16 protein-coding genes are annotated in these 21,474 nt (G+C 66.3%); 3 read left to right on the plus strand and 13 right to left on the minus strand.

Features of this window, described 5'->3' with window-relative positions; genetic code table 11:
- Positions 1-16 precede the first annotated feature (16 nt).
- A complete protein-coding gene (betC, locus tag LGM71_RS09605; RefSeq protein WP_226114724.1) occupies positions 17-1,552 on the minus strand; it encodes a choline-sulfatase in 1,536 nt (511 codons plus the stop codon).
- A 202-nt stretch (positions 1,553-1,754) separates the two neighbouring features.
- On the opposite strand from betC, the gene LGM71_RS09610 reads away from it, so the two are divergent.
- Together LGM71_RS09610 and purU are read left to right on the plus strand one after the other, a co-directional pair.
- A complete protein-coding gene (locus LGM71_RS09610) occupies positions 1,755-2,681 on the plus strand; it encodes a choline sulfate utilization transcriptional regulator (protein ID WP_124622127.1) in 927 nt (308 codons plus the stop codon).
- A 262-nt stretch (positions 2,682-2,943) separates the two neighbouring features.
- Positions 2,944-3,831 carry a formyltetrahydrofolate deformylase gene (gene purU / locus LGM71_RS09615; protein ID WP_059685599.1) on the plus strand — a complete coding sequence of 296 codons (888 nt, stop codon included), beginning with the start codon at positions 2,944-2,946 and terminating at the stop codon, positions 3,829-3,831.
- A 150-nt stretch (positions 3,832-3,981) separates the two neighbouring features.
- Here purU and LGM71_RS09620 read toward each other — a convergent pair whose 3' ends face one another.
- The 11 genes from LGM71_RS09620 to LGM71_RS09670 all read right to left on the minus strand — a co-directional run bounded on the left by LGM71_RS09620 (position 3,982) and on the right by LGM71_RS09670 (position 18,324).
- Positions 3,982-5,637 (minus strand): APC family permease, encoded by a 1,656-nt coding sequence (locus tag LGM71_RS09620; RefSeq protein WP_174906551.1) that lies wholly within the window; start codon positions 5,635-5,637, stop codon positions 3,982-3,984.
- 225 nt (positions 5,638-5,862) lie between these two features.
- On the minus strand, positions 5,863-6,726 hold the full coding sequence (locus LGM71_RS09625) for a glycine betaine ABC transporter substrate-binding protein (RefSeq protein WP_059692033.1): 864 nt from the start codon (positions 6,724-6,726) through the stop codon (positions 5,863-5,865).
- A 140-nt stretch (positions 6,727-6,866) separates the two neighbouring features.
- Entirely contained in the window at positions 6,867-8,015 is a 1,149-nt protein-coding gene (locus tag LGM71_RS09630) for a hybrid-cluster NAD(P)-dependent oxidoreductase (RefSeq protein WP_226114725.1), read from the minus strand.
- 30 nt (positions 8,016-8,045) lie between these two features.
- Positions 8,046-9,287 (minus strand): aromatic ring-hydroxylating oxygenase subunit alpha, encoded by a 1,242-nt coding sequence (locus LGM71_RS09635; RefSeq protein ID WP_226114726.1) that lies wholly within the window; start codon positions 9,285-9,287, stop codon positions 8,046-8,048.
- Between the two features lie 52 nt (positions 9,288-9,339).
- Positions 9,340-10,125, minus strand: coding sequence for an electron transfer flavoprotein subunit beta/FixA family protein (locus tag LGM71_RS09640; protein WP_226114727.1), 786 nt, complete (start codon positions 10,123-10,125; stop codon positions 9,340-9,342).
- Positions 10,122-11,291 carry an electron transfer flavoprotein subunit alpha/FixB family protein gene (locus LGM71_RS09645; RefSeq protein WP_175816071.1) on the minus strand — a complete coding sequence of 390 codons (1,170 nt, stop codon included), beginning with the start codon at positions 11,289-11,291 and terminating at the stop codon, positions 10,122-10,124. The genes LGM71_RS09640 and LGM71_RS09645 overlap by 4 nt, the downstream gene beginning before the upstream one ends.
- 4 nt (positions 11,292-11,295) lie before the next feature.
- A complete protein-coding gene (locus LGM71_RS09650) occupies positions 11,296-13,221 on the minus strand; it encodes a (Fe-S)-binding protein (protein WP_124622137.1) in 1,926 nt (641 codons plus the stop codon).
- A gap of 2 nt (positions 13,222-13,223) precedes the next feature.
- Entirely contained in the window at positions 13,224-15,287 is a 2,064-nt protein-coding gene (locus tag LGM71_RS09655; protein ID WP_059600250.1) for an NADH:flavin oxidoreductase, read from the minus strand.
- A gap of 74 nt (positions 15,288-15,361) precedes the next feature.
- Positions 15,362-15,895, minus strand: a complete 534-nt coding sequence (locus tag LGM71_RS09660) for a DUF5943 domain-containing protein (protein ID WP_006488993.1) — start codon at positions 15,893-15,895, stop codon at positions 15,362-15,364.
- A 139-nt stretch (positions 15,896-16,034) separates the two neighbouring features.
- Positions 16,035-17,006, minus strand: a complete 972-nt coding sequence (locus LGM71_RS09665; protein WP_034186088.1) for a dipeptidase — start codon at positions 17,004-17,006, stop codon at positions 16,035-16,037.
- A 43-nt stretch (positions 17,007-17,049) separates the two neighbouring features.
- A complete protein-coding gene (locus tag LGM71_RS09670) occupies positions 17,050-18,324 on the minus strand; it encodes a serine hydroxymethyltransferase (RefSeq protein WP_059600252.1) in 1,275 nt (424 codons plus the stop codon).
- A gap of 449 nt (positions 18,325-18,773) precedes the next feature.
- On the opposite strand from LGM71_RS09670, the gene LGM71_RS09675 reads away from it, so the two are divergent.
- Positions 18,774-19,799, plus strand: a complete 1,026-nt coding sequence (locus tag LGM71_RS09675) for a GlxA family transcriptional regulator (protein WP_226114728.1) — start codon at positions 18,774-18,776, stop codon at positions 19,797-19,799.
- A gap of 55 nt (positions 19,800-19,854) precedes the next feature.
- Here LGM71_RS09675 and LGM71_RS09680 read toward each other — a convergent pair whose 3' ends face one another.
- Positions 19,855-21,267, minus strand: a complete 1,413-nt coding sequence (locus LGM71_RS09680; RefSeq protein ID WP_174906558.1) for a discoidin domain-containing protein — start codon at positions 21,265-21,267, stop codon at positions 19,855-19,857.
- Positions 21,268-21,474 lie beyond the last annotated feature (207 nt).

The raw sequence follows: 21,474 nt of genomic DNA on the forward strand, positions 1-21,474 counted from the left end.
CCGCGATGCGGTACGTTCAGCGCCCGACGCGCGGAAAGCGCGCCATCGCTTCGAGCGTGTCGAGTTCGATGTGATTGCGCATGTAGCGCTGGCTCGCGTCGGAGAACGGCTGCCAGTCCCATGCCTGGATGCGGCCCTGCGTCGTCGCCGCGTAATGGAACCGGCGCCGCCGCTGGCTCGCGCGCACCTGGGCGTCGAGTTCCGGCAGGTTCCAGCGCCGCGCCGCCTCCGCACGGAATGCGGCGAGCACGTCGGCAGCTTCGGGCAGACCGGCCAGATTCGTACGCTCGCGCGGATCGTCGGCGAGGTTGTAGAGCTGGTCGGGGTCGGCCGGGCAATGCACGTACTTCCAGTCGCCGCGGCGGATCATCACGACCGGCGCGACCGCCCCTTCCGCAAGGTATTCGCCCAGCGCGACGTCGTGCGCGCTCGCGCCCCGCAGATGCGGCACGAGGCTCGCGCCGTCGATCGCGTCGGGCCAGCCGCCGGCCGGCGCCGCGCCAGCCAGGTCGACGAGCGTCGGCAGCAGGTCGACGTGCGATACCGGTCCGCGCACGCGCGCGGCGTCGAAGCGGCCCGGCGCATGCACGATCAACGGCACGCGGCACCCGCCCTCGAAGAACGTCATCTTGTACCAGAGTCCGCGCTCGCCGAGCATGTCGCCGTGGTCGGACGTGACGATCACGATCGTGTCGTCTGCGAACCCGCATTGGTCGAGCGCGGCCAGCACGCTGCCGAACTGCGCGTCGACGTAGGACGTCGCGCCATAGTACGCGCGGCGCGCGGCGCGGATCTGCGCGTCGGTCGGCGGCGTGCGGTCGTTTTCGCAGACGAAGCGCAGCCGCTGCGAATGCGGATCGCTCTCGGCCGCATCGAGCCGCACGGCCGGCATGTCGATCTCGTCATCGCTGTACAGATCCCAGTATTCGCGCGTGATCGCGTACGGATCGTGCGGATGCGTCAGCGAGACGACCATGCAGAACGGCCGCTCGTCGTGCAGGGCCGCACGCTCGCGCGCGACATCATAGAGCTTCTGCTTCGCCGCGAACGTGACTTCGTCGTCGAAGTCGAGCTGGTTCGTGCGCACGCACGGGCCGGCCTCGAGCACCGAGCTCATGTTGTGATACCAGCTCGGCCGCTCGGTCGGGCGGTCCCAGTCGGGCACCCAGCCGAAGTCGGCGGGATAGATGTCGGTCGTCAACCGCTCCTCGAAGCCGTGCAGCTGGTCGGGGCCGCAGAAATGCATCTTGCCGGACAGCATCGTGCGGTAGCCGCCCGCGCGCAGGTAGTGCGCGAAGGTCAGCGTTTGCGCCGGCAGTTCGGCGGCGTTATCGTAAGCGCCAATACCCGACGGCAGCTTGCCGGTCAGCAGCGAGAAGCGCGATGGCGCGCACAGCGGGCTCGCGCAATACGCGGCATCGAACACCACGCCTTGCGAGGCCAGCCGGTCGAGCGTCGGCGTGCGTGCGACGCGATTGCCGTAGGCCGGCAACGCGAACGGCGTCAACTGGTCGGCCATCAGGATCAGGATGTTGGGAGTCGGGTTCGTCATCGGCGGTCGTGGGGAAATCGGTGTTCGAACGGAACGGTGCGACGCCTGGGCAGCGGCGCAGCCAGCATGACGGACGCAGCGTGAAGAAAGTGCCGCGCGCACCGGCCGCGACTGGCTAGAATCGCGGAAGGATCGGCACGGTGCCGTGCCGTCCGAAGCACTATCCCCCGCCCGAATTCGCGCGGGAAGGCGTCCGGCCCTTATGAGGCCATTAGAGAGACTTATGTCGAAATCCGAACCGTTACCGTCGATGCAGGCGCTGCGCGCGTTCGAATCGGCCGCCCGTCTCCAGAGCTTCACGGCCGCCGCGCGCGAGCTCGGCTCGACGCAGCCGGCCGTGAGCCAGCAGGTGTTCCAGCTCGAGGCGGAACTCGGCGTGCCGCTGTTCGAGCGCAGCCCGCGCGGCGTCACGCTGACGAGCGACGGCCAGTGCCTGTACGAAGCCGTGCGGGTGAGCCTCGACACGCTGCGCGGCGCCACCGCGACGCTGCGCGCGCGCCGCGAGCATGGCGCACTCACGATCGTCACGGATTTCGGTTTCGCGACCTACTGGCTGATGCCGCGCCTCGCGGGCCTGAAACGCGTGATGCCGGACGTCGACGTGCGGGTCGTCACGTCACAGGACTTCGACGCGCAGCGCGACCACGCCGACATCGCGATCCTGTTCGGCGATGGCCACTGGCCGTCGTGCACGGCCGCGCGGCTCTTTCCGGAATCCGTCACCCCGGTCTGCTCGCCCGCGTTCCGCGCCGCGCACCCGCACGTCGCCCGGCCCGACCACCTGCATGCGCTGCCGCTGCTGCACGTGCAGCCGACGCGCCCCGAACGCTGGCTGTCGTGGGCCGGCTGGTTCGACGCGCACGGCCAGGACGCGCCGGCCGCCGCGCGCGGCGTGACCTTCAACAGCTATGCGCTCGTGATCCATGCTGCGCTGCTCGGCGAGGGTGTCGCGCTCGGCTGGTCGCCGCTCGTCGACGAGCTCGTCGCGTCCGGGCAGCTCGTGAAGCTCGTCGACGCGCCCGTCGTCACGTCGCGCGGCTACTTCCTCGTGCGTCCACCGCAGCGCCCCGAGCCGGACGCGACCCACGTGTTCCGGCGCTGGCTGCTGGATGCGTGCGCACCTGCCTGAACGATCGTCCAGCCGGCCGGAGGATACGCGCCCGACGCGGGCCGTACCGGCTGCGCCCCGTCGCCCGACGCCCGCCGGCGAGCCCGCACATGAAGCGCCGCCCCCGCCCGGCCGCGCTGGCGCGCCGATACCAGCCACACGGCGGGTTGGTTCTATCCGCGCCGAAAACGTCCTGATTTACTTGAGTCTCCCGCTACCCGCGTAGCCTGGCGCCCCGGTGCGCCGCCGCGCGGGTTCGCGACCCATGACTCCGAGGAATTTCATGACCGCCGACTCACGCCCCGATCAATTCGTCCTGACGCTGTCGTGCCCGAGCGCGGCCGGCCAGGTCGCCGCCGTCGTCGGCTTTCTCGAGCGCCATCGCTGCTACGTCGATGCGCTGAACGTGTTCGACGACGATCTCAGCAACCACTTCTTCGTGCGCTGCGTGTTTCATCCGACGGATGAGACGCTACAGATCGACGCGTTGCGCCAGGAGTTCGGGCCGATCGCGACCGGGCTCGGCGGCGGCGGTGAAGGCGACACGCAATGGGCGATCCACGACGTCAACGCGCGCCCGAAAGTGCTGATCATGGTGTCGAAGCTCGAGCACTGCCTCGCGGACCTGCTGTTCCGCTGGCGGATGGGCGAGCTGAAGATGGACATCGTCGGCATCGTGTCGAACCATCCGGATTTCGAGCCGCTCGCCGCGCAGCACGGGCTGCCGTTCCGCCACTTCCCGATCACGGCCGACACCAAGGCGCAGCAGGAAGCGCAGTGGCTCGACTTCTTCGAATCGAGCGGTGCCGAACTCGTGATCCTCGCGCGCTACATGCAGGTGCTGTCGCAGGAAACCAGCGCGAAGCTCGCGAACCGCGCAATCAACATCCATCACTCGTTCCTGCCCGGCTTCAAGGGCGCGAAGCCGTATCACCAGGCGCATGCACGCGGCGTGAAGCTGATCGGCGCGACCGCGCACTTCGTGACCGACGATCTCGATGAAGGTCCGATCATCGAGCAGGTGGTCGAACGCGTCGATCACGCATTGCGTCCCGAGCAACTGCTCGCGGTCGGCCGCGACGTCGAATGCATCACGCTTGCACGCGCGGTGAAGGCGTTCATCGAGCGCCGCGTGTTCCTGAACGGCGACCGGACGGTGGTGTTTCCGTAAGCACATATATTCGGCGCGCAGCCAACAAAAAACCCGACCGGCAGCAACAACCGGTCGGGTTTTTCATCGCCTGACGTTCGACGCTTCGCGCGACGGCTCCGGGTGCGGTGTCCGGATTCGTCACGCGCCGCGCGTGCCGTGGTCAGGTGCTCACTTCACCCACGCGAAGTGGTACGACAGCCAGATCGTGAGGCCCGCGCCGACCAGCGCCGCATACGGCATCAGGTTCAGCCACATCGCGCGCTTCGGCACCTCGAGCTCCATGTCGCGCTGCATCTGCGCGGGGAAACGGCCGCGATCCTGCCAGTAGTGGCGATAGAGAAACACCGGCACGATCAGCAGCATCGCGATCAGCCCGTTGCGCAGCGTGCCTTCGCCTTGCAGGTTCGCACCCGCGCCGACATAGACGAGGTTCGCGTAGCCGCAGATCGAACCGGCGACGAGCAGCCAGGTCGGGCAGCGGAACGGCCGATCCCAGTTGCCGCGATCCATCCGGTGGATCCAGCCGGACTGAAGGTTCAGGAATACGAACAGCATGTAGCAGACGTTCGAGATCGACAGCACCGTCATGTAGTCCGACATCATCAGCAACACGAGGTTGAAGCCGAGATCGGTCCACATCGCCCGCGTGGGCGAGCCGTGCTCGTTCACGTGCGACAGATACTTCGGCAGCCAGCCGTCGACCGATGCCTGGTACAGCGTGCGCGACGAGCCCATCATCGACGTCATCACGATCAGCAGGATCGACAGCATCAGCATCACGACGACCGCATTCGCGACCCATGCGCCGCCGCCGACGATCTTCGCCATCGCGGCCGCGACGCCGGTGCCGTCGCCGATCGACGGATCGAGCATCGCCTGCGTGCCGAGTGCGCCCTGGAACGCCATCGGCACGAGCGTCATCACGACGAGACACAGCGCGCCCGACCAGAAGATCGCTTTCGCGGTGTCGCGACGCGGATCACGGAATTCACGCGTATAGCAGACGGCCGTCTCGAAGCCGTACGACGCCCAGCCGGCCATGAACATCGCGCCGAGCGCCATCGTGACGCCCTGCCCGTTCCACGACCCGAAGGTCGCGGTCGTGAGGTTGCCTTGCGCATCATGACCGAGCGGCAGCAGCGGAAGCAGGTTCGACATCGGCACGTCGCCGGTGACGAACGGCACGATGCCGACGATCAAGAGCGGCGTGAGCGACGCGATGCCGAGGATGCGCTGCGTGCGCGCCGCCTTCGACGCGCCGCTGTGCTGCAGTTTGAACGTGATGAGAAGCAGAATCGTCGCGATGATGAATGTCGCGTTGATCCGAAGGGAAAGACCCGGCTTGATGAACCCGAGGTCCGCAACCTTGAGCTGCCAGTGCAGCACCGCCGCATCGGCGGGAAAGAGACTCGTGAGCGCATAGCTCGCCGCGAGGCCGCAGCCGAGCGCGAGCATCGGCGACCACGCGAGCCAGTTGCACCACACGGAAACCGGGGCAATCAGCTTGCTGTATCGAACCCAGCCGATCGCGCCATACACCGACGCGCCGCCCGATTTATGGGGAAATAGCCCCGATATTTCCGCATAAGTCGCGCTTTGAATCAGCCCCATCGTGATCGCGGCGATCCAGATCGCCCACGCGGGCTGGCCGATCGTCGCGCATACGCCGCCGATCGTGAACAGCACGCCTGCCGGCACACCGCTCGTTACCCAGAATGCGTCTTTCCAAGTCAGGCCACGGTGCAGCGTGTGGCCCGTCGAATCATGTGAGATGGTTGCCTCAACACCACTGGTGCGATTAGCACGCAGTCCTGCCTGATTCATCCAATTCCTCCTCTCGATCAGCGTGAGCGCTTCAGCGCTTACTCCGGTCCGATGCAAAGCAGATGATTCCGCACAAGGGCGCTAGTGTAACAACTTACGCGCATTTTTGCAGAATCGGAAATAGAAAACCGGGATATGGCCGCATGAATTCACGATTATTTCGGATTCCTGCGGGCCACTCCCGGCGTGTTGTTTTATGATTTCGCGCGACGAATCGCCGCGGTCTTACTGTGCGCCTTCAGTCCACGAATTCACGCGATCCGCATGCGCCGCAATCCATGCATCGGCGGCCGCTTCCGGCTTCGAGCCGTTCTGGATCGCGAGCATCACGCTGTCGATCTCGCCCGGCTTCCACTGGAACTTCTTCAGGAACGCGACGACCGGCTTGGCCTTCGTTTCGAGCTGCGGGTTCACGACGCTGTCGACGTGCTCCGCGCCGCCGAACACCTTCTTCGGATCCTCGAGGAAGCGCAGCTTCCACTTCGCGAACATCCAGTGCGGCGCCCAGCCGGTCACGATCACCGGCTTGTTCGCGCCGACGGAGCGCGACAGCTCGGCCGTCATCGCACTGCCCGAGCTCGGCATCAGCGTGTAGTTCAGGCCGTAGCTCTTGATCGCTTCGTCGGTCTTGCGCATCACGCCCGCGCCCGCGTCGATGCCGACGATCCGGCCGCCGAAGCTGCTTTTCTCGGCATTCAGGTCGTCAATGCTCTTCGCCTTCACGTAGTCGGGGACGATCAGGCCGATCTTCGCGTCGGGGAAGTTCGCGCCGAGATCGACAACCTTCGCCTTGTATTCGCCCCAGTAGGAACCGTGCGTGACGGGCAGCCACGCGGACAGCGTCGCGTCGAGGTCGCCGCGTGCCACGCCCTGCCACATGATCCCGGCAGCGACCGGTACGAGCTGGACCTGGTAGCCGAGCTTCTTCTCGATCACGCGAGCCGCGACGTTCGACGTCGCGACGCTGTCGTCCCAGCCCTCGACGTAGCCGATCTTCAGCGTGGGCTTCGTATCGGCGAGCGCCGACGCGCTCAGTGCCACCATCGCCGACAGTGCGCCGGTCCACAACAGTTTTCCGAACAACTTCATGGTCGATCTCCTTGAAATGCGCACCGTGCGCGTTGTCTCTCTAGGTTCTTCAACCACAATTCCGCGGTATCGTTGTTTTCCGACGGATGCTTGTCCGGGCGCGACGCGACGCCCCCGGACATGCAATGGCTTTTTTTTGACTATTTGTCGATCACAAGATCCGACAGCGGCTTGCTGCAGCACAGCAGCACCATCCCCTGATCGATCTCGCGCTGGCGGATGCCGCCGTTGTGCTTCATCTCGACCTGCCCCGACACGAGCTTCACCTTGCAGGTGCCGCACATGCCCTGCGTGCACGACGCCGGCAGCCGCACGCCCGACTGGCGCGCCGCGTCGAGCACGTGCTGCTCGGAGCCGCACGAGATCTCGCGGTTGCTCTTCGCGAAGCTGACCGTGTACTGCTTCGTCGCGGCATCGGCGCCGTCGGCGGCCGGCACGAGTTCGGCGAGCACGTCGTCGCTCGCGGTCTGCGCGAGCGTTTCGAACGAGAAGCTTTCCTCGTGATACTGCTTGCGATCGAAGCCGGCTTCGTCGAGCAGGTCGCGCACGGCCTTCATGTATGGCGCGGGGCCGCACGTGAAGATCTCGCGCTCCATGAAGTCCGGTGCGATCAGTTTCAGCAGCGGCAGCGTCAGGAAGCCCGTGACGCCCGGCCAGTTGGTGCGTGCACCGACACGCTCGACGACGAACGACGTGCGGAAATTCGTATGGTTCGACGCGATCAGATCGAGTTCGCGCGCGAAGATGATGTCGTCCGGCGTGCGTGCGCTGTGCACGAACAGGATGTCGCGATCCTCTGCAAGATCATGGTGCGCGCGGCTCATCGACATCAGCGGCGTGACGCCCGAACCGGCCGACAGGAACAAATACTTGCGCGCCGGATGCCGCGCGCACGTGAATTCGCCGGCCGGGCCGAGCACACGCACCGACGCGCCCGGCTGCAGGTTGTCGTGCAGCCAGTTCGACACCTTGCCGCCCGGCACGCGCTTGACGGTGATCGAGATCGTGTGCGGCCGCGCCGGCGACGACGAGATCGTGTAGCACCGGTTGATCGTCTCGCCTTCGATGTCGAGCTCGAGCGTGATGAACTGCCCGGGCTCGAACGAGAACGCACGGCCCTGCGGCGAACGGAAGAAGAAGCTCTTCACGTCGTGGGTTTCCTGCCGCACGTGGCAGCACACCAGCGTTTCCTCGACGTCGCTCGTCCAGCGCTCGGGGAGCGCGTTCCAGAACGCCGGGTGTGTAACCCGGCTGTCCGCCGGCTCGAAATTGGCCGCATCTCGCATCATGTGTAACTCCGCTTGCTGTTCCGCTGACTACTACGCGCCGGTCTTTTCGGCGAGCCGGCCGATGTACCAGGCCGAGAATTTTTCGACGAGACCTTCCGTGTACGGCGAATACGGGCCCGGCTCGTACGCGCTGCTGGTCGCGCCGCGCTGCGAGAACTCGACGAGCGCGCGATCCTGGTCGTTGGTCGCGTTCCACACGGCCGTCAGGTTCTTCACGTCGTAGTCGATGCCTTCCTTCGCGTCCTTGTGCACGAGCCACTTGGTACGCACGAGCGTCTTGCCGGCCGACAGCGGAATCACCGAGAACGTCACGATGTGATCGCTCATGAAGTGGTGCCACGAGTTCGGCTGCGTCCAGAACGACAGGCCACCGAGGTCGGCCTGTTCGAACTTGCCGAGCAGCTTCTTCGACGCGACCTTCGCGTCGAGCGTCTGCGATTCGCCGTGGCGGTCGAGCGGCAGGCGCTGCGTGCGGAAGCCCGTCACGTCGCTCAGCTTTTCGATTTCGGCGGACGGCAGGCCCATCTCGGCCCACTCCTTGCCACGGCGCACGCAGGTTTCCGCGAATGCGTCCATGCCTTCGGCGTTCGCGTCGGAGCGCTGGTAGCCGAAGCCGTATTCGTACAGCGAGATCGTCAGCTCGGGATGGTTCGCGACGCAGTGATAGCACTCGCGGTTGTTCTCCATCGTGAGCTTCCAGTTGCCTTCCTCGATGATGTCGATCTGTGCGGCGATCTTCGTGCTCGGCAGATCGTGCGGCAGCAGATACGGCTCCATCTGGGCGCGCAGCTGCGCGAAATCGACCGGCGGCTCCTCGGCGAGGCAGATGAAGATCAGCCCCGCGAGGTTCTGCACGTGCACCGACTTCAGGCTGTGCTTGCAGCGATCGAACTGCTCGCCCATGTGCTCGGCGAACATCAGCTGGCCCGTCAGGTTGTAGGTCCAGCTGTGGTACGGGCACACGATGTTGCCGACCGAGCCTTTATCCTCGTTGCACAGGCGCGCGCCGCGGTGGCGGCACACGTTGTGGAACGCGCGGATTTCCATGTCGTCGTCGCGCACGATCAGGATCGAGTCGCTGCCCAGTTCCACGGTCAGGTAGTCGCCCGGCTCGGGAATGTCCGGTTCGACCGCAACCTGGATCCAGTGCTGGCGGAAAATCGCCTCCATGTCGAGGGCGAAGATTTCCTCGCTCGTATAGAACGGCGCTTCGAGGCTGTAACCTTCCTTGCGTCGCTCGATCAGTGCACGAATGTCTGCCGATACTTTCATCGTTTGCTCCGGATTCCTTGCGTCCCAGTGTGGTTGCCGACAGGCATCAAAATCAGTAGTCGATGAGCTGATGCTCGCGCAAATACGCGAGGATCACTTGTGCTTTTTCGACTGAACTCCCTTCATTTACGACGTTGCCGCCGCGGCTTTCGGTCGTCGTCGCCGACAGCATCCGGGCATGCCCGGAGCGCTTCTCGGCGGCGACCAGCTTTACGGGTTTACGCTCGATCGGGCCAACCTTCCACGCGCTGGCATCTGCATCCGCGCCGGTCGACGTCAGCGCCGGGCGGATCGCCCCGGCCCGCAGCCGCGCATACGCGTAGCGCGGCGCCACGTTGGCGAGCGGATGGACCGCGACGACGGCAGGCAGCGCCGCGTCGACGCGCCGCCGCAACCCTTTCGGCAAGAATTGCCGGACCGCCGCGCGGCCGCCGTCGACGGTCACGTCGACGGCCGCGCCGACGAGCGGATAGCCGAGCGTCGCGGCGACGCGATACGGCAGCATCCCGGTGTCGTACGCGCCCTCGGCGCGGGTGCCGGTCAGCACGAGGTCGTAGCCTTCGACGCGCGCGGCGAGCGCATGCGCGGCATCGTCGCCGTCGTGGCAGGCCAGCACCTCGACCTGCCGCGCACCGAGCGCGAGGTATTCAGCAAGCGCTTCATTCGCGGGGTCTCCCGCATGGAGCACGTCGAGCTGGGCGCGATGCCGCTCCGCGAGCTGACGGCCGACCTCGAGCGCGGCCGCGTCGTTGCGGCTGTAGCGCGCGGTGCCGCTGACCGGGTGCCGGCCCACGGAGACGAGCACCGCGATGCGTTGCAACTGGCGGGGGGCGTTCATGCTGCGACTCCTTCGGATTCACGGGCGCCGACCGCGGTCGGCGATTGTCCGCGCGACGCGCGCGCGGCCTGCACCTGTTCGATCAGCGCGGCGATCGTCGCCTGCGCGTCGCCCACCACCGTCAGGTTCGCGCGCTTGGCGATCGGCGCGCTGCCGTCGAGGTTGACCGCGATCACGTGGCGGCAGTCCTTGATCCCCTGCAAGTGCTGCACCGCGCCCGAGATGCCGAACGCGATGTACACGCTGGCCTCGACCGTCTTGCCGGTCGCGCCCACCTGCTTGTCGCGCGTGAAGTGACCGTTGTCGACCGCGACGCGGCTCGCGCCGATCGCCGCGCCGAATGCGCCGGCGAGCCGCTCGAACGCGCCGATGTCGGACACGCCGTTGCCGGCCGACACGATGAAGTCGGCTTCCTCCAGCGCGACCTGCGCCGCGTCGATTTCCTCGAGGCCGAGATCGCGGTACGGTTGCGCCGCGTCGCCGGCCGGGCGGATGAAGTCGGCGGCCAGGCGCTCGCCGGCACCGACGAACGGCAGTTTTGCTTCGACCGCGTTCTGCGCAAGCAGGATCACGTCGGGCAAGCCGCGCGTCGCGAACGCACGGCCGGCCTGCGCATACGCGCCAACGTGCTTCGCGTCGATTTCGACCACGTGGGTCGCGACGCTCGCGCCGGCAGCCGCCGCGTAACGCCGGCCCAGGTCGCCGTCGCCGGTCGCGTTGTCGGGCACGAACACGTGCTTCGGCGCGAGCGCCGCGGCGCAGGCCTGCAACGCTTGCAATTCGCTTTCGGGCGCAAAGGCGCGACGGTCGAAGTCGGCCAGCTCGATCAGCTTGTCGACGCCGAGCTCCGCTGCGTCATCCTTCAGTTCGCCGAACGCCAGCAGCGCGACTTCCGTCTGCGCGTCGGCGAGTACCGCGGCGGCGGCGACCGCCTGCCGCGCATGGTCGTCGAGCGCGCCGCGCTCGGTGTGCGCCACCACCAGCATCACGTGCTTCGGGTCCTGCACCGCGCGGCGCGGCTTCGCGGCCGCGGCGCCGTGACCGTGCGCGGACCACTGCGTGGCGCTCGCGTCGGCGCTGCCTTCCTCGCCCAGCGTGATGCGCTTCAGGCCCGCGGCCGTGATGATGAACGGCCGGCGCGGATCGATTCGTTTGATCGTGTTCATCGATTCACTCCAGCGAGGCGGCAACGAGTTCGGCCACGTCGAGCACGTCGGGGCGCGGGCCCACGACGCCTTCGAGCATCGCCGTGCAGTTCGGGCATCCGACCGCGACCACGTCCGCGCCAATGGCGCGCGCGTCGGCGATGCGGATGTCGGGAATGCGCTGCTTGCCCGGGATGTCGGTCAGCGGCGCGCCGCCGCCACCGCCGCAGCAGCGGCCGCGCATGCCGTTGCGCTCCATCTCGACGACCTGGATGCCGATCGTCTTCAGCAGCTTGCGCGGCGATTCCGTCTCGCCGTTGTAGCGGCCGAGGTAGCACGGGTCGTGATACGTGGTGCGCTTCTCGCGCAGCGCCTCGACGGCCTTCGGTGCGATCTTGCCGCTGTCGGCCAGCTCCGCGAGGTAAGTCGTGTGATGCTTGACCGTCACGCGCAGCCCGAGCGCGCGGTATTCGTTGCGCAGGCTGTGCATCACGTGCGGGTCGGCCGTCACGATCTGCTTGTACGACAGCGAGCCGAGCGTGCCGATCAGGCGCTTCGCCATCTGCTGGAACGTCGCTTCGTCGCCGAGGCGACGTGCGACGTCGCCGGTGTCGGTCTCGGTCCCGCCGAGCACCGCGTAGTCGACGCCCGCCTTGTTCAGCACCTTCACGAATGCGCGCAGCGTACGCTGGTAACGCATGTCGAACGCACCTTCACCGGCGACGAACAGCACATCGACCGGCTTGCCGGGTTGCGCGACGGGTGCGTTCAGGTCGACCGACCAGTCGTAACGTGCAGCCGTGTCGTAGCCGCCCATCGTGCCGGTCTCGCGCAGGTTCGCGAGCACTTCCTGGCCCTTGCCCGGCACCGTGCCGTGCACCAGGGTGCGGTTGCGGCGCATGTCGACGATCGCGTCGACGTGCTCGATCAGCATCGGGCACTCCTGCACGCAGGCACGGCAGGTCGTGCACGACCAGAGCGTCTGCTCCTCGATCAGGCCGGACACGATCGGGCCGTTCGGCTCGCCGCGATGCTGGCCGACCGCGAGGCCCGGCGTCGGGCTGCCGGCGTACGCGGCATCGGTGCCGCCCGCCATGCCGACGACGAGATCCTGGATCAGTTTCTTCGGGTTCAGCGGCTGGCCCGATGCGAACGCGGGGCACGCGGCCTCGCACTTGCCGCACTGCACGCACGCGTCGAAGCTCAGCAGCTGGTTCCAGCGGAATTCGACCGGCTTCGCGACGCCATACTCCTCGTGCTCGATGTCCGGCAGCTTCAGCGCGGTCGGCGGCGTGGCCGTGCCGTTGCCCGTGAACGATTCGCGGGTGGCCGCGAATCGTTCCTGGCGCGGGTGGAATGCGAGGTGCAGCAGGCCGGCGATCGCGTGCTTCATCGGGCCGCCCTTCGCGGCGCCGACGGTCATCGTGAATGCACCGGCGCCGATCAGCAGCGCGCAGAGCACCGCGAACGCACCCGACATCGCGCCGGCCGGCACGACCATGAACAGCACGAGGCCGAGCGCGAACGAGCCGAGCAGCCAGGGCAGCGCGTTCCACGGGCCGCGCGACAGGCGGGCCGGCACGTCCTTGGCCGCGCGGCGGCGCCAGACGAACACCACGCCGACGAGCATCGCGAGCGCCGCGAGGAAGATCAGCTTGTCGAGCCACGGCGAGTAGATCGCCAGGCCGTAGTTGACGAACACCAGCGCGAGCGCGGCGATCGCGCCGCCGGCGGTCGCGACGTGGGTCTTCGCGATGTACGGATCGCGGGCAACCACGTGGTGCAGGTCGACGAAATAGCGCTTCGGGATCGCGAACAGGTTCGCGACGCCGAACGAGCCGGGCGCCGTCGCGCGCCCGAGACGCCAGTAGGACGAGCGCTTCGCGACCGCGAACGCGAGCCCCGCCACCGACAGCCACAGCAGTGCGGTAATGAGGAAAGCCGGATTCATCTTTAGAAATCCTTGACGAGGCGCAGCGAGTCGTAGATCGCACCGTGGACGTTGTGCATCGAGATGCAGTCGCCGACACGGAACAGCAGGAAGCGGCCGTTGCCCAGTTCTTCCGACAGGCACGGCTGCGGCTCGGCCGCGAACAGCGTGTGCGGATCGATCTGGCCGTGGTTCACCGACTCCGGCTTGAGCTTCCAGTACAGCTCGTCATTCGGCGACGAACCGTTCTCGATCACCACCTGGTCGACCGCGCGCTCTTCCAGTTCCTCGGTGTATTCGTTGCGCAGCACGGCGATCATCTTGCCGTTTTCCTCGTACACGCGATCGAGCATGGTGTTCGGCGTCGGGATCACGCCGAGCGCATACAGGCGGCGATAGAAGATCGGGAACGTCGTGCCGCCGCAATCGTCGGCCACCTTCACGTCGGGGGTCACGACCTCGACCTTCGAGCCGCGGCTGGCCATGAAGTCCGCCACGCCGGCGCCCGCATGCGTGCTCACGCCGTCGAACAGCAGCACGTTCTGCTTCGGCTCGACCTTGCCGGTCAGGATGTCCCACGAGCTGACGGCCAGCCCTTCGGCCACGCCCCAGGCCGGCACCTGCCACGTGAAGCTCGAGCCGCCGGTCGCGAGCACGACGATGTCCGGCTTCTCGGCCATGATCATCTTCTCGTCGGCGGCGACGCCCAGGCGGCGATCAACGCCCAGGCGCTTGGTTTCCATGTCGAACCAGCGAATGATCCCGGACATCTGTTCGCGCTGCGGCGCCTTCGCGGCGATCATCACCTGGCCGCCCACTTCGGTGTTCTTCTCGAACAGCACCACGTCGTGGCCGCGCAGCTTCGCGACGCGTGCGGCCTCGAGCCCCGCGGGGCCCGCGCCGACCACCACCACCTTGCGCTTCGGGCCGCGCGACTTCTCGATGATGTGCGGCATCGTCGCTTCGCGCGACGTCGCGGCGTTCTGGATGCAGAGCACGTCGAGGCCGTTGTACTGGCGGTCGATGCAGTAGTTCGCGCCGACGCACTGCTTGATTTCGTCTTCCCGGCCGTCGCGGATCTTGATCACCATGTGCGGATCGGCGATCTGCGCGCGCGTCATGCCGACCAGGTCGATCATGCCGGTGGCGAGCAGGCGCTCGGCCTGGCCCGCGTCACGGATGCTCTGCGCGTGCATCACGGGAATCTTCACCACCGACTTGATGCCGGCCGCGAGGTGCACGAACGGCTCCGGCGGCAGCGCCATCGGCGGCATGCAGTTGGCGATCGTGTTGTGCGTGTCGCCGCCCGACCCGACCACGCTCAGGTAGTCGATCAGGCCGGTCTCCGACATCGCCTGCGCGATTTCCTTCAGTGCCTCGTGATCGAGACCGTCCTCGTGGAATTCGTCGCCGCACATCCGCAGGCCGACGCAGAAGTCCTTGCCGACCGCTTCGCGCACGGCCGTCAGCACTTCGATGCCGAAGCGCAGACGGTTTTCGAGGCTGCCGCCCCATTCGTCGGTGCGATGGTTCGAACGCTTGCTCCAGAACTGGTCGATCAGGTGCTGGTGCGCGGCGGAGATCTCGATGCCGTCCATGCCGGCTGCCTTCACGCGCTTCGCGGCCGCCGCGAAGTCGCCGATGATGCGGCGGATTTCCTCGATCTCGATGATCTTCGCGTTGCCGCGGTGCACCGGCTCGCGCACGCCCGACGGCGACATCAGATGCGGCCAGTGCTCGCCATGGAACGACGAGCGGCGGCCCATGTGCGTCGCCTGGATCATGATCTTCGCGCCGTGCTTGTGCATCGTGTCGGCCAGACGTGTAAGCGGGTCGATGATCTTGTCGTTCGACAAGTTCACCGACTTCCACCAGCCCTGCGGGCTGTCGATCGACACGGGGCTCGAGCCGCCGCAGATCGCGAGGCCGACGCCACCCTTCGCCTTCTCTTCGTAATAGCGGATGTAGCGGTCGCCCGGCAGGCCGCCCGGCTCGGCATACACCTCCGCGTGCGCGGTGCTGACGATCCGGTTGCGCAGCGTCAGCTGGTTCAGCTGCATGGGTTTGAACAGGTGGGGATAACGCATCGCAGGCGACCTCTGGCGTTCGAATGTCTCGTGTTGCGGGTGTTGTTGTGTTGCTGTGTCGTGATGTCAGCGCATCAGTGCGCGATCGGTGACACTTCGAAGACGCAGTGGTCGTGGTGCTCGGCCGCACACTGCACTTCCTTCGATTGCGCGCGCGGCGCGCCCTTGCCTTCCGGCGTCGTGTCGTTGACCCAGTCCATCGCGCCGGCGAACCAGCCCGCGAACATGTAGCAGAGCTTGCCTTCCTTGCCCGGCTGCTGGAGCACGAACGACGAGTGGCGCAGCTCGATCTTCGCGCGCGCGCTGGCCGGATCGGCCTCGATGATCGAGAACAGGCCCCAGCCGCGTTGCGACAGGCGCTTCAGGTAGTGCTCGAACACGGCCATGCCGGTCAGCCCGTGCAGCTTCGCTTCCTTGTCGCACCAGTGGTATGCGGACTTGTAGCCGGCCTTGTAGAGGATCTCGGCATACGCCTCGACGCCGAGCGCTTCTTCGACGGCGACATGGTTGTTCGTGAAGAAGTGGCGCGGCACGTACAGCATCGGCAGCGCGTCGGTGGTCCAGACGCCGGTATCGGGATCGACGTTGATCGGCAGTTGCGGTTGCATCGTGGTGACTCCGTGAGGAAAAAAGGCCGCGCGGTTCTGGCGCAGGCACGACATCGTCCGCGTGCCCGCGCTGCAAGCGCCGGCACGTCCCGATTGTTCTTGTGTTGAATCGCGGGCGGCGGTTCGGGTCGGCGGGCGCTTACGCGCCCCACACGTCCTTGAACACGCGCACCCAGTTCTCGCCCATGATCTTGCGGATGCGCGACTCCTTCCAGCCGTGGCGTTCCATCGCCGCGGTCAGGTTCGGGAATTCGCCGATCGTGCGGATGCCGTCCGGGTTGATCACCTTGCCGAAGTTCGTCAGCTGGCGATAGCGGCCCTTGTCGTGCGTCAGCATGTCGAAGAATTCCTTCGCGAAATCCTGCGTGAAGTCCGTGCCGATGCCGACCGCGTCTTCGCCGATCAGGTTCACGACGTAGTCGATCGCCTCGATGTAGTCGTCGATGTTCGCCTCGATCCCGCGCTTCAGGAACGGCGCGAACATCGTCACGCCGACGAAGCCGCCGGCGTCGGCGATTTCCTTCAGCTGTGCGTCGCTCTTGTTGCGCGGATGTTCCTTCAGGCCCGACGGCAGGCAGTGCGAGTAGCACACCGGCTTCTTCGAGAACGCGATCGCTTCCGACGACGTGTTGCCGCCCACATGCGACAGGTCGACCATGATGCCGACGCGGTTCATCTCGGTGATCACTTCGCGGCCGAAGTCGGACAGGCCGCCGTCACGCTCGTAGCAGCCCGTGCCGACCAGGTTCTGCGTGTTGTAGCAAAGCTGCACGACGCGCACGCCCATGTCGGCGAACGCCTCGATGTAGCCGAGGTTGTCCTCGAATGCGTGCGCGTTCTGGAAGCCGAGGATGATGCCGGTCTTGCCTTCCTTCTTCGCACGGAAGATGTCGTCGGTCGTGCGCACCAGCGTCAGCAGTTCGCCGTTGTCGCGGATCTTCTTCTTCATCACGCCGATGTTGTCGACGGTCTTGGTGAAGTTCTCCCACACCGACACCGTGCAGTTCGCGGCCGTGATGCCACCCTTGCGCATGTCCTCGAACACCGGCTTCTCGAACTTCGAGATGTTCAGTCCGTCGATGATGATGCTGTCCTGATGCAGCGTGCTCATATCTGCCTCTCGCTCCAGTTTCTGCTTTTGTGGGGGTCGTCGATCAGTAAATCGGGAAGCGCTCGCAGAGCGCGAAAATCTCGCGGCGCACGCGCTGTTCGGTCGCGTGGTCGCCTTCCGGGTTCGCGCGCAGCGCGTCGAACACTTCGAGAATCAGGCGGCCGACCTCGCGGAACTCCGCGACGCCGAAGCCGCGCGTCGTGCCGGCCGGCGTGCCGAGGCGGATGCCCGACGTGACGGTCGGCTTCTCGGTGTCGAACGGAATGCCGTTCTTGTTGCAGGTGATGCCCGCCCGTTCCAGCGCCTGCTCGACCGGCGCGCCCTTCAGGCCCTTCGGGCGCAGGTCGACCAGCAGCAGGTGGTTGTCGGTGCCGCCGGTGACGAGGTCCACGCCGCCCGCCTTCAGCACTTCGCCAAGCGCCTGCGCGTTCGCGAGCACGTTGTCGATGTAGGTCTTGAAGTCCGCGTGCAGCACTTCGCCGAACGCGACGGCCTTGCCGGCGATCACGTGCATCAGCGGGCCGCCTTGCAGGCCGGGGAACACGGCCGAGTTGATCTTCTTCGCGATCTCTTCGTCGTTGGTCAGCACGAAGCCGCCGCGCGGACCGCGCAGCGTCTTGTGCGTGGTCGACGTGACGACGTGCGCATGCTCGACCGGGTTCGCATGGCGGCCGGCGGCGATCACGCCCGCGATGTGCGCCATGTCGACCATCAGCTTCGCGCCGACGCTGTCGGCGATCGCACGGAAGCGCGCGAAGTCCAGCGCGCGCGGGTACGCCGAGAAGCCGGCGATGATCAGGTTCGGCTTGTGCTCGTGCGCGAGCGCTTCAACCTGGTCGTAGTCGATACGCATCGTGTCGCGGTTCACGCCGTATTGCACGGCATTGAACCACTTGCCCGACAGCGCCGGCTTGGCGCCGTGCGTCAGGTGGCCGCCGGCGTCCAGCGACATGCCGAGCACGGTGTCGCCCGGCTTCGCCAGCGCGAGCATCACTGACCCGTTCGCCTGCGCGCCCGAGTGCGGCTGCACGTTCGCGTAGCCGGCGTTGAAGATCTGCTTCACGCGCTCGATCGCCAGCGCCTCCACCTCGTCCGCGAATTCGCAGCCGCCGTAGTAACGCTTGCCCGGATAGCCTTCCGCATACTTGTTGGTCAGCACCGAACCCTGCGCCTCCAGCACCGCGCGCGACACGATGTTTTCCGACGCGATCAGCTCGACTTGCGACTGCTGGCGCTCGAGCTCCTTCAGGATGGCGCTGCGCACCGGAGCGTCGCGCTCGGCGAGGGGCTGCGAGAAGAAAGGCTGGGTGTTCGACATAGTGCGTCCGTGACGAAGAATAAAGGGCGTGCAACCGAAGCTCGAGGCCCGCCATGCCTGGGTTTCCAGCGCATCCAGTGCAAGGCTGCCGACGGCTCTATTCTTGTCGTTCGGATTTTCGGCGGATTGATGAATTTAGACGCGTTCTTTGCCTTTTCCGCCATGCGCGTCCGTTTTGTACAAGTGACCGGTCGTGCTTTTTCCGATGACGAAGCAAACCGGCGTGTGCGGTTTGTCCACGGACAGGCACTTCGCCGGTGCCTGAGCTGCGCGTCAAGGGTGCAGCGCAGCCCGTTTACGGTGCAGTGCAGCATCCGCCTTCCACCCTTACGACGTATGCAGCTAGGGTTTAGCCGTATGGCACGCTTGTTGCGCTCGCTCACACAATACGGCAGCCCGACCCGTGCCTCTCGGGCCAAAAGCTATTAGAGATTCAAGGAACGCCCCCCATGTCGCCCGACCGCACAGCGTCGCTGTCCCACTTCGCGTTCATGCCTTTACCGAACTTCACGATGATCGCGTTCACCAATGCGATCGAGGTGCTTCGGATGGCGAACTACCTGAGCGGCCAGCCGCTCTATCGCTGGTCGATCATCAGCCCGGAAGGCGGCCCGGTCACGGCGAGCAACGGCCTCACGGTCGACACGGGCCCGGCCGAATGCGTGGGGCAGCCGGATATCGTATTCGTGTGCGGCGGTGTCGACGTGCAACGCGCGACCACGCCCGCCCATCTGTCGACGCTGCGCCGCTTCGCGCGCATGGGACTGCCGCTCGGCAGCCTGTGCACCGGCACCTATGCGCTCGCGAAGTCGGGGCTGCTCGCGGGCTATGCATGCGCGATCCACTGGGAAAACATGTCGGCGCTGAAGGAAGAGTTTCCGGACACGCGCTTTCTGAAGGAACTGTTCGTGGTCGACCGCGACCGCATCACGTGCACGGGCGGCGTCGCGCCGCTCGACATGATGCTGAACCTGATCGCCGCGCGCGTGGGCACCGCGCGCGTCACGCAGATCGCCGAGCAGTTCATCGTCGAACACGTGCGCGACACGAGCGCGCAACAGCGGATGCCGCTCGTCGCGCGGCTCGGCTCGGCGAACAAGTCGCTGTTCGAAGTGATCTCGCTGATGGAAAACAACATCGAGGAGCCGCTGTCGCGCGAGGAACTCGCACGACTCGCGAACATGTCGCAGCGCCAGCTGCAGCGCCTGTTCCGCGAGCATCTCGGGATGACGCCCACGCACTATTACCTGACGCTGCGGCTGCGCCGCGCGCGCGAGTTGCTGCTGCAGACCGACATGTCGATCATGCACATCACGATGGCGTGCGGCTTCCAGTCGGCCTGCCACTTCAGCAAGAGCTATCGCGATGCGTTCGGCGTCGCGCCAACGCGCGAGCGCCGCAAGCAGGTCGCGCCGCTCGCGCAGGGCGCGGCGGCTGCCGGACCGGCGTTTCCGGCGCATGTGATTCACGCGTGACACGGGCGCGGCGCGATAAAAAAGGCGGCCTCGAGGGCCGCCTTTTTGCTGGTGCTTACGATCCCCACACCTGCATTTCGTCGAGCGAGTAACCCCACTGCGTCGCCCGCTTCGTGCCGAGCATCCGCACGTAGCGGCCCTGCGCGTTCAGGTTCGGCAGCGTGACGTGACCGTACGACACGCCGTTGTTCGTCGAGTAGACCGTCGTCCAGTTCGCGTTGTCGGTCGACGTCTGGATCTGGTAGACGAGCGCGCCCGCGTCCCAGTAGAGATCGACGCTGCTGATCTTCTTCACCGCGCCGAGATCGACGGAGATCCATTGCGGATCGACGCCCGCGCCTTCCGGCGAATCCCAGCGCGTGCTCGTCGTGTTGCCGTCGAACGCCTTGTCCGCCGTCAGCGATGCGTTGTAGCTCGCCGACGCAGCAGCCGGACGACCTTGCGACAGCAGCATCGGCTGCGCGGCGGCCGGGCCACCGTAGTAGCTCGAGCCGAGCTTCGCCTTGGTCGTGTCCGCATTCACGCCGAACTGCGACAGACTCCAGCGCTGGCCGGTGGTCACGTCGCCCACATAGAGCTGGTAGCCGCCCGCCGTCGTCGACGAGAAGAACACGTAGTTCGTGCCGCTCACCGGCGCCGGATCGGAGTTGTTGCTCATGCAGTCGCTGATCGGCAGCGCGTTCGGCGTCGACGCCGGGTCCGCGGTCTTCGCATAGATCTGGTCGGCACCGCCCGTGTCCTTCCAGCGCGCGTAGAACACCATGCCGTCGCCGCGTACGATCGGATAGTAGGTCTGCAGACCGGCCGGATGATCGAACACCGCCGTCGTGCCGGTCGTGATCGTGCGCTTCATCAGTCCCATGTTCGAGCCGGTGCCCGTCGCGTAGTAGACGGCGCTCGCGTCCGGCGCGAGGAACGGCATCGAGTATTCGGCGCCCGCCGGTGCGTTGGTCAGGCTCACGACCGACGTGAACACCGGGCCCGTGCTCGTGTACGACAGCGTGCCCTGCTTCACGTCGCCGTTCTGCTTGAACACGAGCGTCTTGCCGTCGGCGCTGAACTTCGGATCCTCGTTGCGCGTCGCGCCCGTGCTGTTCGTCAGGTTGACCGGCGGCGTGCCGGCGCCGAGCTGCAGCATGAACACGTTCCAGGCGCCATTGCTGATGCCCATGAACGCAAGCCACTTGCCGTCGGGGCTGAACACGCCGTTCATCGGATCGGTGATGCCCCAGCTGCTCTTGCTCAACTGCGTGAGCGTGCGGGCCGAAAAGTCGTACAGGAACAGCTGGCTCGTGCCGTCGCCGTACTTGACGTAGCTGTGATAGACGAGCTTGCCGGTCAGTGCGGCGGGAAACGACGCATTGGATTGGGTCGGGGGATTGTTGATGCAGGCCGCTTCGGCGGCGCCGCCGAGCAGGTTGAGCGCGAGGCCGGCGACGAGGCCCGCGACGAGGAACTTCGATTTCACGCTGATTGCTTCCGGGTAAGGTAAGGACGTTGCGCACCCGGTCCCGCACATGGTGCGCGGTCGTCACGGATCCGCCGTCAGGGGGCGTGAAGACCGTATCGATCACGCATCGGGAATAAGGCTTGCGAAGAATGCCGGTTCGCTGGTCTGAAGAAAAGGATCAGAGTCGGCCGAAAACGTGCGTATCAGCGGGTTGCGGATGAACGA

The sequence above is a fragment of the Burkholderia sp. AU33545 genome (assembly GCF_020419685.1).
GTDB classification, from domain to species: Bacteria; Pseudomonadota; Gammaproteobacteria; order Burkholderiales; family Burkholderiaceae; genus Burkholderia; species Burkholderia diffusa.